The 12882-nt window shown below is 71.1% G+C and carries 11 protein-coding genes; 7 read left to right on the top strand and 4 right to left on the bottom strand.

Translation table 11 applies throughout. The features are described 5' to 3' along the window. The 6 genes from VI078_08230 to VI078_08205 all read left to right on the top strand — a co-directional run. On the top strand, window positions 1-786 hold a 786-nt coding region (locus VI078_08230), incomplete at its 5' end, for a hypothetical protein (protein HEY5999273.1). 32 nt (window positions 787-818) lie between these two features. Next, window positions 819-1217, top strand: coding sequence for a TssQ family T6SS-associated lipoprotein (locus VI078_08225; GenBank protein ID HEY5999272.1), 399 nt, complete (start codon window positions 819-821; stop codon window positions 1215-1217). A gap of 85 nt (window positions 1218-1302) precedes the next feature. After that, window positions 1303-1887 carry a glycerol-3-phosphate 1-O-acyltransferase PlsY gene (plsY, locus tag VI078_08220; GenBank protein HEY5999271.1) on the top strand — a complete coding sequence of 195 codons (585 nt, stop codon included), beginning with the start codon at window positions 1303-1305 and terminating at the stop codon, window positions 1885-1887. Between the two features lie 6 nt (window positions 1888-1893). Further along, entirely contained in the window at window positions 1894-3294 is a 1401-nt protein-coding gene (locus VI078_08215) for a sigma-54 dependent transcriptional regulator (GenBank protein HEY5999270.1), read from the top strand. Beyond that, a complete protein-coding gene (locus VI078_08210; protein ID HEY5999269.1) occupies window positions 3287-4414 on the top strand; it encodes an ATP-binding protein in 1128 nt (375 codons plus the stop codon). The genes VI078_08215 and VI078_08210 overlap by 8 nt, the downstream gene beginning before the upstream one ends. A 248-nt stretch (window positions 4415-4662) precedes the next feature. Further along, window positions 4663-5571, top strand: coding sequence for a nucleotide-binding protein (locus VI078_08205; GenBank protein ID HEY5999268.1), 909 nt, complete (start codon window positions 4663-4665; stop codon window positions 5569-5571). 284 nt (window positions 5572-5855) lie between these two features. Here VI078_08205 and VI078_08200 read toward each other — a convergent pair whose 3' ends face one another. Together VI078_08200 and VI078_08195 are read right to left on the bottom strand one after the other, a co-directional pair. After that, window positions 5856-7628 (bottom strand): ABC transporter ATP-binding protein, encoded by a 1773-nt coding sequence (locus VI078_08200; protein HEY5999267.1) that lies wholly within the window; start codon window positions 7626-7628, stop codon window positions 5856-5858. Next, complete coding sequence (locus VI078_08195; GenBank protein ID HEY5999266.1) at window positions 7628-9400, bottom strand: ABC transporter ATP-binding protein; 1773 nt, start codon at window positions 9398-9400, stop codon at window positions 7628-7630. Before VI078_08195 ends, VI078_08200 begins: the two co-directional genes overlap by 1 nt. A gap of 107 nt (window positions 9401-9507) precedes the next feature. Between VI078_08195 and VI078_08190 the strand changes: the two genes are divergently transcribed. Continuing rightward, complete coding sequence (locus tag VI078_08190; GenBank protein ID HEY5999265.1) at window positions 9508-10050, top strand: cytochrome C; 543 nt, start codon at window positions 9508-9510, stop codon at window positions 10048-10050. A gap of 21 nt (window positions 10051-10071) precedes the next feature. Here the strand turns inward: VI078_08190 and fusA are convergent, their stop codons facing one another. Together fusA and VI078_08180 are read right to left on the bottom strand one after the other, a co-directional pair. After that, a complete protein-coding gene (gene fusA, locus VI078_08185; GenBank protein HEY5999264.1) occupies window positions 10072-12126 on the bottom strand; it encodes an elongation factor G in 2055 nt (684 codons plus the stop codon). After that, the coding region (locus tag VI078_08180; GenBank protein ID HEY5999263.1) for an N-acetylmuramoyl-L-alanine amidase at window positions 12123-12882 on the bottom strand (760 nt) is incomplete at its 5' end. The genes fusA and VI078_08180, both read right to left, overlap by 4 nt.

Below are 12882 nucleotides of genomic sequence, written 5' to 3'. Positions count from 1 at the left end.
CAGGAATATGCGGGCATGTTCCATTACCAGGGCTCGCGCACCTACAAGCACGTGCGCGAACACGAGGTTTATGCGATCGGCTACCCGGGTGACTTCACCTCGACGCAACGGAGCCTGGCCAAACAATCCAGACAAGCTGGTGCGACGGGCTTTGATGCCTTGATGTTCCGGGTGGAAAACTATTGGGACAGCTTTGCCGGCACCATGGCCCGGTGGGAGCGCCGGGCCATTATGTATTACAACAATGCGACCCGAAGGCAGCGCGTCGCGGTCATCGGAACAGCGTCGATCGTGCTGCTCTCGTTGTTGGTCACATTGACGGTCAAATTGGCGAGCCGTCCATCGCCGGTTTTGCTGGCCGCGCAAGGAAAGGCCGATAGCGCACGGACGCCTTCAGGTGTCGCAGCTCAGGCTGCAATGGATAACAAGGTGCAGTTGCATCTGGACACCAAGGTGCAGACTCCCCCGGAATCAAGCACGGCAAAAAAAGCAGCAGAGCGCAAGAAATCAGACAAGACGGTACAGGGAGTAAAGAAAAGCTCTCGTGTGCGTACTTTGGCCGAGACGACAGGAGCTCCAGCAGTGGTGAGTTTGTTGATCAAGCCATGGGGAGAGGTTTATCTGGATGGTAGAATGCAGGGTGTAAGCCCCCCTTTGCTGGAGTTGCAGGTCGTTGGCGGCTCGCATGAGATCAAGATTCGCAATACGACGTTCCCGACACGCACAGTTGTCATCAAGGTGGCACCGGGCGAGAAAATAAAAATTGAGCACAAATTCGCCAACTAGAATTTGATGACTGAAAAAATAGGAGTGTTTGGATGTTTGGTCGCCGCAATGTATTACTAGGCGTGCTGCTTGCATGGTTTCTGAGTGGCTGTCATGCCCTGAATACATGTGATGAATGCTGGTGGTATAACAGGACAGCTGTCCATAAGCTGAACAAGGGCGTAGAGAACTACGAGGAAGGCAACTATATTGCCTCCATGGAAGCGTTGAATACCGTTCTGCAAACGAAACTGGCCGATAGGGATGACAAAGTGAGCGCATATAAATACCTTGCTTTCATACATTGCGTTTCCGGGAGGGAGAAGATGTGCTTCGATGCCTTCAGGAAGGCGCTGGCGATCAACCCGAATTTTGAGCTGACTCCCGCAGAAGCAGGGCATCCAGTGTGGGGGCCGGTGTTCCGTAGTGCCAAGGCCAAGTTCGCTAAATAACCATCCTCAAGGGAACTATGATTACCCACTTGGGACGTTATGAGATTATTGGCGAACTCGGTCAGGGGGCGATAGAGGGGCGGTGATGGAGGCGCTCTGGCCGCTCGCCGGCTTCGTCGCCGGCTCGATCCCCTGCAGCTACCTGGCAGGGCGCCTCATCGCCGGGCGGGACGTGCGACGCGAGGGGAGCGGGAACGTCGGCGCGACGAACGTCTTCCGCGTGGCCGGGCGCGCGGCCGGCATCACCGCGGCGGGCGGGGACGTGCTCAAGAGCGTGGCGCCGCTGCTGGCGGCGCGGCTGGCGGGCGTCGGGCCCGCCTGGCTGGCCGCGACGGGGGCCGCGGTGGTGCTGGGGCACTGCTACTCGCCCTTTCTCGGGTTCCGGGGCGGCAAGGGGGTCATCTCCACGGTCGTGGTGGCGCTGGTGCTGTGCTGGCAGGCGGCGGTGGCGTTCGGCGCCGTCTGGCTGTCGCTCTTCTTCGCGCTCGGCTACGTCTCGCTCGCCTCGATCGCCGGCGCGCTCGCGCTGCCGGCGGTCGCGGCGCTGGCCGGGGCCGAGCGCCCGGTCACGCTCCTCTTCGCGGCGCTGGCGGTGTTCGTGCTGTTCAAGCACCGGGCGAACGTGCAGCGCCTGCGCGCGGGCACCGAGTCCCGCATGCGGAGCAGGTAGGCGACGATGCCAGCGGGCTCGGCGGGGGGCGGCCGCACCGGCGCCGGCCGCATCCTGTTCATCGACGACGACGAGGCGGGGCGCGAGGTCGCGCTCTTCAACCTGCGCCGGGCGGGGCACGAGGTGACGGCGGCGCCCGACGGGCGCGAGGGGCTGGCACTGTTCTCCCCGGCGCGGTTCGACCTGGTGATCACGGACCTGAAGATGCCCGGGGTCTCCGGCCTGGAGGTGCTGCGCGCCGTACGGGGGCGGGCGCCCGACGTCCCGGTGCTGGTGATCACCGCCTTCGGCAACGTCGAGACCGCGGTCGCCGCCATGAAGGAGGGGGCGGAGGACTTCATCGGCAAGCCCTTCCACCGGGAGCAGCTGCTGCTGGCGGTCGACAAGGCCCTCGAGCGGCGGCGGCTCGCGGCCGAGGTGCGCGACCTGCGGATCCGCGCCGGCGGCGTGGAGCGCGCGATCGTCAGCGTCTCCGCGGCGATGGCCCGCGTCCTCGAGGTCGCCGACCGCGTCGCGCCCACGGACGCGACGGTGCTGGTCACCGGGGAGAGCGGCACCGGCAAGGAGGCGGTGGCGCGGCGCATCCACGTGCGCTCGCGGCGCGTGGATGGACCGTTCGTCGCCGTCAACTGCGCGGCGATCCCCGGCGAGCTGCTCGAGTCCGAGCTCTTCGGCCACACGCGCGGCGCCTTCACCGGCGCGGTGCGCGAACGCCCCGGGCGCTTCCGGCAGGCGGCGGGCGGCACGCTCTTCCTCGACGAGATCGCCGAGATCCCGCTCGCGCTGCAGGCGAAGCTGCTGCGGACGCTCCAGGAGCGCGTCGTGGACGTCGTCGGCGGCGATGCCCCCGTGCCGGTGGATGTGCGGATCGTCGCGGCCACCAACCGCGACCTGCCGGAGCGGATCCGCGAGGGCGCCTTCCGCGAGGATCTCTACTACCGGCTCAACGTCGTGGAGATCCGCGTGCCGCCGCTGCGCGAGCGCCCCGAGGACATCCCGCCGCTGGTGGAGCACTTCATGCGCGAGCTCAGCGCCGACCGCGAGCTGTCGGTGCCGCCGGCGGTGATGGCGGAGCTGGCGGCGCGGCCGTGGCCGGGCAACGTGCGCGAGCTGAAGAACGCCTGCGAGCGCCTGGCGATCCTCAGCCGCGGCGGCGAGGTCGCCCTCGGGGACCTGCCGCCGGCGCCGCGCGGGCGCGAGGACGCCGCCGCGGCCGAGACCGAAGCCGAAGGCTGGCCGCCGCTGCCGCCCGAGGGGCTCTCGCTCGTGGACCTCGAGAAGAAGGTCATCGAGCGCGCGCTGCGGCTCAAGGGCGGGAACATCAGCCAGGCCGCCGCGTACCTGCGCGTGCCGCGGCACATCCTCGTCTACCGCATCGAGAAGCACGGGATCCGGCGCAATGTCTGAGGCGCCCCGCGTGGGCGGCGTGCGCGCGCTCTTCAGCGCCCGCATGCTCCTGACGGCGTGGCTGCCGTGCCTGGGGATCACGGCGCTGCACTACGGCGCGCCGACGCACCACGGCCAGGTGCACGAGGTGCTGCGGCGCCTCTACTACCTGCCCATCCTCTTCGCCGCCTTCTCGGAGGGGTTCCGCGGGGGGATCACGCTCTCGCTGTTCGCCTCCGCCGCGTACTTCCCGCATGCCTTCACGAGCCTCGTCGCGCAGGATCCCGCGGACGCGCTCGTCAAGGGGCTGGAGATCCTGCTGTTCAACATCGTCGCCGTCGTGGCCGGGCTGCTGGTCGACCGCGAGCGAGGCGAGCGGCGCAAGCAGGAGCGGCTGGCGCGGGAGCTGGCCGACGCCCTCGCCGAGCAGCGCCGGATCGAGGCCCAGCTCATCCGCGCGGGGCGGCTCGGCGCGCTCGGCGAACTGACCGCCGGGATCGCGCACGAGATCAAGAACCCGCTGCACGCGCTCAAGGGGACGGCCGAGATCCTGCGGGACGTCGTCCCCGCGGACGCCCCGGAGCGGCGGATGCTCGAGCTGCACATCGGCGAGATCGACCGGCTGGCGCAGACGGCGGAGCGCTTCCTGACCTTCGCGCGGCCGCGCCCCGCGGACCGCAGGCCCCTGGATCTGCGCGAGGTCGTCCGCCGCGTCGTCGCGCTGGTGGAGACGCAGGCGCGCAAGCAGGGAGTGACGGTCGCCTTCCAGCCCGGCGAAGGCGCGACGGAGGAGGTGTCGGGCGACGCGGACCAGCTCACCCAGTTGCTGCTGAACGTCGCGCTCAACGGGGTGCAGGCGATGGCGCCGCGGGGCGGGGGGACGCTGAGCTTTATCCTCGGCGCGGCCGAGCAGGGCGGACGGCGCTTCCAGGTCGTGCGCGTGACCAACACCGGGCCGCCCATCCCCGCCGACCAGCTCGAGCGCGTGTTCGACCCGTTCTTCACGACCAAGGACGGAGGGACGGGGCTCGGGCTGGCCATCGCCTCGCGCATCGCTGACCAGCACGAGGGCGTGCTGGAGGCCCGCAACCTCCCCGGCGGCGCCGGCGTGGAGTTCAGCCTCTCGCTTCCTGCGGCGTGAGCGGCGGCCTCGTATCGCCCCGTTCCTGCTGGAACTTCTGGTCCGCCCCGCGGTCTATACGCCCTGGAAACGGCGGTCGATGGGGGGCTCAAGGGAGCGCGCCGCGCCGGGGGGGCACGGGCGGCCCGCGGGACGCCACGCGCGCGACCTTGCACCCCGGGGCGGTCTCTGGTAAGAATAAGCGTTCGCGAAGCGTCCGGGACGCCCGGGCGCCGACCGGTCGACGACAAGAGGGAGGAAGACGCGTGATGAAGCAGGCCATACGGATGTTGGTGGCGGTCGGGGTCGTGTGCGCGGTCCCCGTTGCCTGCAAGAGCAAGGCGCCCGAGGTTGCCCCGCAGCCCCAGGCCTCGGCACCGGCGCCGATGAGCCCCGGCGAGGGCATGGAGAAGCCGCCCGGTCACCCGCCGACGGGCATGCCCGGCGGCATGCCCGCGGCGTCCGCCCCGACGCAGTCCGCCGCCGGCAAGCTGATCACCGGCAAAGTCGTCGAGACGATGAACGCCGGCAGCTACACCTACGTGCAGGTCGACGACGGCAAGTCCAAGGTCTGGGCGGCGGCGCCGCAGTTCGACGTGAAGAAGGGCGAGACGGTCACCATCCCCGAGGGGATGCCGATGGCCAACTACAAGAGCAACACGCTCAACCGCACCTTCGACGTGGTTTACTTCGTCGGGGCCATCGCCAAGGGCGACAAGCTGCCGGCCGGCGCGGCCGCGCCGGGCGGCGGGATGGGGATGTCCGGCATGCCCGGCATGGGCGGCGGCGACATGGCGGCGCAGATGCCGGAGGGGGCGCACCCGAAGCTCGATCCGACGCAGGCCGCGAAGGACGCGAACGTCTCGTTCACGAACATCAAGAAGGCCGACAAGACCGTCGGCGACATCTACGCGGGCAAGGGCGCGCTGGGCGGCAAGGACGTGTCGGTGCGCGGCAAGGTCGTCAAGTTCAGCCCCCAGATCATGGGCAAGAACTGGATCCACGTGCAGGACGGCACCGGCCAGGCCGGGGGCAACGACCTGACGATCACGACGATGGACGAGGCCAAGGTCGGCGACACCGTGCTGATCAACGGCAAGATCACGCTCAACAAGGACTTCGGGATGGGGTACAAGTACGACCTGATCATCGAGGACGGGAAGGTCAAGGTCGAGTAGTCCCTCCCTCGCGCTCTCAGGCCCCGGCCGGGCGGTCCGGCCGGGGCCTTTGCTTTGCCTGTCTTTCATCCCGACTGGACCCACGTCATTACAGCCAAGCAGGATTGGCCCGTGACAAGTCACGCGAAGAGCGAATCCTGGGATGGCGTCCGCCTGCCCCTGAGACCGTCTGGAGGCAGCTCAAAAGCGGTCAGATGCAAGGCGCGCGACGAAATGGATGCTGAGGCGGGCTCGTGCCCGCCGCAGGCAGACATGAGGAGTGCAACGCCGCAGATGGCCGGTTTTCAGCCGCCGACGTATTGCAGGCGGTGGAGCTTGGCGTAGAGGCCGCCGGCGCGCAGCAGCTCGGCATGCGTCCCGGACTCGCGGATCCGCCCGCGCTGGAGCGCCACGATGCGGTCGGCATCGCGGATCGTCGAGAGCCGGTGCGCGATGACGATCGACGTGCGTCCCGCGAAGAGCACCGCGAGCGCCTGCTGGATGAGCGCCTCGCTCTGTGAATCGACCGAGGACGTCGCCTCGTCGAGGACCAGCAGCGGCGGGTCGTGGGCCAGCGCCCGCGCGAACGACAGCAGCTGCCGCTCGCCGACGGAGAGCAGGACGCCCCGCTCCCCCACTGCCGTGTCGTAGCCGCGGGGCAGGGCGCGGACGAAGCCGTCGGCGCCGACGCGCCGCGCCGCCGCCACCGCGGCGTCCCGGTCGATGCCGGGGTCGCCCAGCGCGATGTTCTCGAGGACGCTGCCCGAGAAGAGGAACACGTCCTGCAGGACGACCGCCATCTGCCGCCGCAGGTCGCGTTGCGCGTACGCGCGCACGTCCACGCCGTCGAGGAGCACGGTCCCCCGCTGCGGATCGTAGAGGCGCGCGAGCAGGCTGACGAGGGAGGTCTTGCCGGAGCCGGTCGCGCCGACGATGGCGACCGTCTCGCCGGGCTCCACGCGCAGCGAGATGCCGCGCAGGACCTCCTCGCCCGGCTCGTACGCGAAGTGCACGTCACGGAACTCGACCGCGCCGCGCGCCCTGGTCACGGGCAGCGGCGCGGGCGGGTCCGTGATCGCCGGCTCGGTGTCGAGCACGCCGAAGATCCGCTCGGCCGCCGCCATCGCGGACTGGAGGATGTTGAATTTCTCCGCGAGGTCCTGCACCGGCTTGTAGAAGCGCTGCACGTACTCGAGGAAGGCGACGAGCCCGCCGAAGGAGAGCGCCCCGGCGAGGATCTGCGCGCCGCCGTAGCCGAGCAGGAGCGCCACGGCGACCGCCCCGATCAGCTCCACGACGGGGAAGAAGACGGCGTAGGCGAGCACCGCGCCCATGAAGGCCTGCCGGTGCTCGTCGTTGATGCGCTCGAAGCGCGCGGCCGCCGGCGCCTCGCGGGAGAAGAGCTTCACGACGACGATCCCACCGACGTGCTCGTTGAGGAAGGCATTCATGCGCGCGACCTTCTGGCGGATCGCGCGGAAGGAGCGCCGGACGCGGCTGCGGAAGAACACGGTCGCGCCAAACAGCAGCGGCAGCACCGCGAAGGACACGAGCGCGAGCCGCGCGTTGATCGCGAGCATCGCCACGACCACCCCGAGCACGGTGAACAGGTCCCCGAAGACGGTGATCGCGCCGGTCGAGAACAGCTCCTGGAGGACTTCGACGTCGGAGCCCACGCGGGTCATGAGGCGCCCGGTCGGCGTGCGGTCGAAGTACGCCAGGGGCTGCGCCTCGATGCGGTCGAAGACGGCCAGGCGCAGGTCCAGCATCGCCAGCTGCCCGATGCGGTAGGTGAGCAGCGTCTGGGCGTAGCGCAGCACGAAGCCCGCGAGGGCGACGGCGAAGAAGAGCACCGCGATGCGGTCGAGCCCGGCGAGGTCCCCGGTCGCGATGTGCTCGTCGATGCCCAGCTTCACGAGGTAGGGGCCCACGAGCGAGAGGGCGGAGGCGGCGAGCAGGAGCAGGATGGCGAGCGCCACGCGCCAGCGGTACGGCGCGAGGTACGCCAGCAGCCGGCGCAGCAGGTGCCGGTCGAAGCCTTTCGGCTCGATCTCGTCGATGAGGTGGTCGTGGCGCATCAGGCCCCCTCGCGCTCCAGCTCCTCCTCGAGCAGCTGCCGCTCGACGAGTCTGCGGTACGCCCCCTCCCGGGCCATGAGCTCCTCGTGGGTGCCGACCTCGACAAGCGCGCCCCCTTCGAGGACGCAGATGCGGTCGGCACGGCGGATGGTCGAGAGCCGGTGCGACACAAAGAGCAGCGTGCGCCCGCCGCCGGGCGCGGCGACCGCGGCGAGGATCCGCTCCTCGGTCTCCGTGTCCACGGAGGAGAGCGCGTCGTCGAGGATGAGCAGCCGCGGCGCCCGCGCGAGCGCGCGCGCGATGGCGACGCGCTGCTTCTGGCCCCCCGAGAGCGTGACCCCGCGCTCCCCGACCACGGTGCCGTAGCCGTCGGGGAGCGCCGCGACGTCGGCCTCGAGGGCGGCGAGCCGCCCCGCGGCCTCGACGGCGGCGAGGTCCGCGGGTGCGGCGTCCGCCCCGACGAAGCCGATGTTCTCGGCGATGGTGTCGGAGAAGAGGAACGTCTCCTGCGGGACGAAGCCGATCTGCCCGCGCAGCTCCGCCACGCGCACGCGGTTGACGTCGGTCCCGTCGACAAGGATGCTGCCGTCGGCCACCGCCCAGAGGCGGGGGATGAGCGCGAGGAGCGTCGACTTGCCGGCGCCGGTGCGGCCGACGAGGGCGATGCGCTCGCCGGGGGCGACCCGCAGGCTCACGCCGCGCAGCGCGGGCTCGGCACGCCCGGGGTAGGCGAAGGTCACGTCGCGCAGTTCCAGCGCCGCGCCCTCGGGCGTCCGCGGCAGCGGCAGCGGCTCCAGGGGGTCGGCGATCTCCTCCGGCGCATCGAGGACCTCGCGGATGCGCCCCATCGCCGCCGACCCGCGCTGCAGGAGGCTGATCACCCACCCGAGGGCGATCGTCGGCCAGGTCAGCAGGCCGAAGAGGGCCATGAAGGCCACCAGGGTGCCGAGGGTGATCCGGCCCTCGATGATGCCGCGCCCGCCGGCCCAGAGCACGATCAGCGTCCCGGTGCCCGCGACCATCGCGACCAGCGGGTGGAAGAACCCGAGGGCGCGCGCCAGCGCCATGCTGTGCTCGAGGTAGGCCCCGTTCGCCGCGAAGAAGCTCCGGCGCTGGTGGGGCTCGAGGGCGTACGTCTTGACCACCCGGATGCCCGTGAAGTTCTCCTGCGCCACCGTGTTCAGCGCCGCCTGCTGCACCTGCACGGCGAGGTACAGGCGGTGGTAGGCCTGCGCCGAGAAGTACATCACGGCGGCGATCAGGGGCAGGGGCAGCAGCGACCAGAGGGTCAGGGCGGGGCTGAGCGAGAGCATCATCGCGACCGCGATGGCGAACGTGCACACCGTGTTGCCCAGCTGCATGATGCCGGGGCCGATGACCATCCGCACCGCCTCGATGTCCGCCGTGGCGCGGCTCATGAGGTCGCCGGTGCGATAGCGCTGGAAGAAGACGGGGGCGTGCGAGAGCAGGCGGGCGAGGAGCAGGTTGCGCAGGTCGTACTCGACGTCGCGCGAGACGCCGATGAGCAGCAGCCGCGCCCAGTAGCGGAAGAGGCCCTGGACGAGCGCAGCCACCAGGATCAGCCCGACGTACGTCGCGAGCGCGTCCCGGCTGATCCCGGTGTGCAGGTCGTCCACGGCGCGCTTGAGGATCCACGGGAGCGCGAACGTCGCCGCGTTGGTCAGCACCAGCGCCGCCAGCCCCAGCAGCAGATCGCGGCGGCTGCGGGCGAAGGTCGGCGCGAGCGGGCGGTAGGCGGCGAAGGTCCTCACGTGCGGCGCGTCCTCATGCGGGTGGCGATGGTACCACGATCGGGCCGCCGCTCCGTGCGTGCGGCCCCGGAGCAGGTATAATCGCGCGAAAACCAACGGAGGGACCCATGCTCGCAAAGATGCTCGGAACGCTGGTTGTCGTCGCGGCCGTCGCCGCCTCCGCGCAGGCTGCGCCTCCGGCCGGCGGGAGCGGCGCGAAGCAGGGCGCGGCGCCCGCCGGCAAGAAGTCCGCGGCGGACGCAGCCGCCCAGCAGTTGGCGCGGGGCCGCTATCTCGTGAAGATCGCCGGCTGCAACGAGTGCCACACGGCCGGCTACGCCGCGGCCGCCGGCGCCGTGCCGGAGGAGTCCTGGGTGCTCGGCGACACCGTGGGCTATCGCGGCGCCTGGGGGACGACGTACCCGGCGAACCTGCGGCTGTTCGTGGCCCGCCTCTCGGAGCAGGAGTGGATCGCGGCGGTGAAGAAGCTCCAGACCCGCCCGCCCATGCCCTGGTACGGGGTGCGCGAGCTGTGGCCGGGGGACCTCGTCGCGATGTACCGCTACATGCGGAAGCTCGGGCCGTCGGGCATCGCGGCTCCGGCGTTCGTCCCGCCCGGCACCGAGCCGAAGGGGCCCTTCGTCCAGTACCCGGCGCCCGCCAGGAAATAGCGCCGCCGCCGGGGCGGCCGCCTAGGTCGCCTCCTTCTCGGGCGGGGCCTCGCCGTACCCGGAGAAGTGCAGCGAGAAGGAGGCGCGGCCCTGCGAGAGCGAGCGCAGCGCGGTCGAGTAGCCGAAGAGCTCGCGCAGCGGCGCGACCGCCTCGATCCGGCGCACGCCGCCGTGGGGGTGCATGCCGTCGACGCGCCCGCGCCGGCCGGCCAGGTCGCGGATGATCTCCCCGGTGAACTCCTCGGGCGTCACCACCTCCAGGCGCATCAGCGGCTCGAGCAGGATCAGGCCGGCGATGCCGGTGGCCTCGCGGAAGGCGCGCGCCGCCGCGATGCGGTACCCCAGGGCCAGCGGATCGTCCGGGCGGAACACGATCCGCGTGACCCGGGCCTCGAGGTCGACGAGGGGATAGCCGCCGAGCATGCCGGCGCCGAGGGAGTCGGTGATCCCCCCGCGGACCGCCTCCGCGATCGCCTCCGGCGGCTCGAGCGGCAGCGGACTGATGAAGACCCGCTCGCCGGCGCCGCGCGGGAGCGGCCGCAGGTGCACCGCCACCTCGGCGCGCACCGTCTGCCCCGCGATCTCCCGCTGGAACTCCGCGGCGCGGTCGGCCTCGCGCGAGATCGTCTCGCGGTAGATGACCTGCGGCCTGCCGGAGCGCACGGGCACGTGGAACTCCCGCTCGAGGCGGTCGAGCACGATCTCCAGGTGCAGCTCGCCCATCCCCGAGACGATGTTCTGCCCGCTCTCGGGGTCGGTGCGCACCGAGAGGGTGGGGTCCTCCGCGGCCAGCTTGCCGAGGGCGTGCGCGAGACGGTCGGTGTCGGCGCTGCCGCGCGGCTCGACGGCCAGCGCGATCACGGGGTTGGAGAAGCGCATCGGCTCGAGCAGGACGGGATGCCCGGGCGCCGTCAGCGTGTCGCCGGTCGCGGCCGTCTTGAGCCCCGCGGCGGCGACGATGTCGCCGGCCACCGCCTCGTCGAGGCGCTCGCGCTTGTTCGCGTGCATGCGGAAGAGGCGCGCCACCTTCTCCTGCTCGCCGCGCGTCGCGTTGAGGACCGTGTCGCCGGCGCGCAGGCGCCCCGAGTAGACGCGCACGTAGGTGAGGCGGCGGTCCTCCGCGGTCATGACCTTGAACGCCAGCGCGCACAGCGGCGCGCCCGCCCGCGGCGGCCGCTCGACCGTCTCGCCGGTGCGCGGGTCGGTGCCGCGCACCGGGGGCACGTCCTCGGGCGACGGCAGCAGGTCGATCACCGCGTCGAGCAGCGGCTGGAGCCCCTTGTTGCGCAGCGCGCTGCCGCAGAGCACCGGGGTCACCGTGCGCGCGAGCGTCTGCCGCCGCAGCGCGGCGACGATGGCCGCGACGGGCGGTTCGGGGTCCTCGACGTAGGCGGCAAGCAGCTCCTCGTCGCGGTCCGCGAGGGTCTCGACGAGGTGGGCGCGCGCGGCGGCGGCGGGCCCGGCGAGCTCCGCGGGGATCGGCGCGGCCTCGAGCGCGGCGCCCAGGTCGTCCTCGTGCCAGAAGAGGGCGCGGCCCCCGAGCAGGTCGACGACGCCGCGGAAGTCGCGCTCGAGGCCGATGGGGATCTGCAGCGGCAGCGGCGTCGTCTTCAGGCGCGCGGCGATGGCCGCGACCACCGCCTCGAAGTCGGCGCCGACGCGGTCGAGCTTGTTCACGAACGAGAGCGTGGGCACCCCGTAGCGCTCGGCCTGGTGCCAGACGGTCTCGGTCTGCGGCTGCACGCCCGCGACCCCGCAGAAGACCGCGACCGCGCCGTCGAGCACGCGCAGCGAGCGCTCGACCTCGATGGTGAAGTCGACGTGCCCCGGCGTGTCGATGAGGTTCAGCTGGTGGCCGCGCCAGGCGAAGGTCGTCGCCGCCGCGGTGATCGTGATCCCGCGCTCCTGCTCCTGGGGCATCCAGTCCATCGTCGCCGCGCCGTCGTGGACCTCGCCGATGCGGTGGCTGCGCCCGGAGTAGTAGAGGAAGCGCTCGGTGACCGTGGTCTTGCCGGCGTCGATGTGGGCGATGATGCCGATGTTGCGCGTGCGGGCCAGCGGCGGATGCGCGCTCACCGGGCGGCCTCCCGCGCCGGCGCGAGCGCGGCGGTCTTCACGGTCTTCGCGTAGCGGCGCACCCCGTCGGCCAGGGCCTGCGCCACCAGCTGGCGGTAGGCCGGGTCGGCGAGGCGCCCGCCCTCGGTGCGGTGGTTGATGAACGAGATCTCGGCCAGCACGCTCGGCATCTGCGCGCCGATGAGCACGTAGAACGGCGCCTGCTTGACGCCGAGGTCCTTGACGTCGGGGTAGCGGCGCCGCAGCGCCGCGTGCAGGGAGCGCTGGACGGCGTCCGCGAAGCGGCTCGACTCGTCCATCTTCGAGGTGTAGATCTCCTTGAGCAGGTCCTGCAGATCGCTCATGTTCGCGAGCGCCATGCTGTTCTCCCGCGCGGCGGTCGCCATGGCGCGGCGGCTGGAGGCGAGGTTGAGGTAGTAGGTCTCGATGCCGTGGAGGTTTCCCGCGTCGCTGGCGTTGCAGTGGACCGAGATGAAGAGGTCCCCGCGGGAGGTGTTGGCCAGCGCCGTGCGCTCCTCGAGGGGGAGGTAGACGTCGCGGTCGCGCGTGAGGACGGTCTCGTAGCCGGCCGCGCGGAGCACGTCGCGCAGGCGCAGCGCGACGTCGAGCGTGACGTCCTTTTCCTGCAGCCCAGCGAACCCCGGGGCCCCGGGGTCGTGCGCACCGTGGCCGGCGTCGATGACCACCCGGCGGATGCCGAGGCCGAGCTGGCGTGCGAGCGAGATCTTCCCCGGCGCGAGAGGCGCGGCGGGACGC

The sequence above is a fragment of the bacterium genome, from assembly GCA_036524115.1.
In the GTDB taxonomy this organism is placed as follows: Bacteria; JAUVQV01; JAUVQV01; order JAUVQV01; family DATDCY01; genus DATDCY01.
The sequence above is the reverse complement of the archived record's forward strand: the minus strand, read 5'-3'. Positions and strand labels throughout refer to the sequence as shown.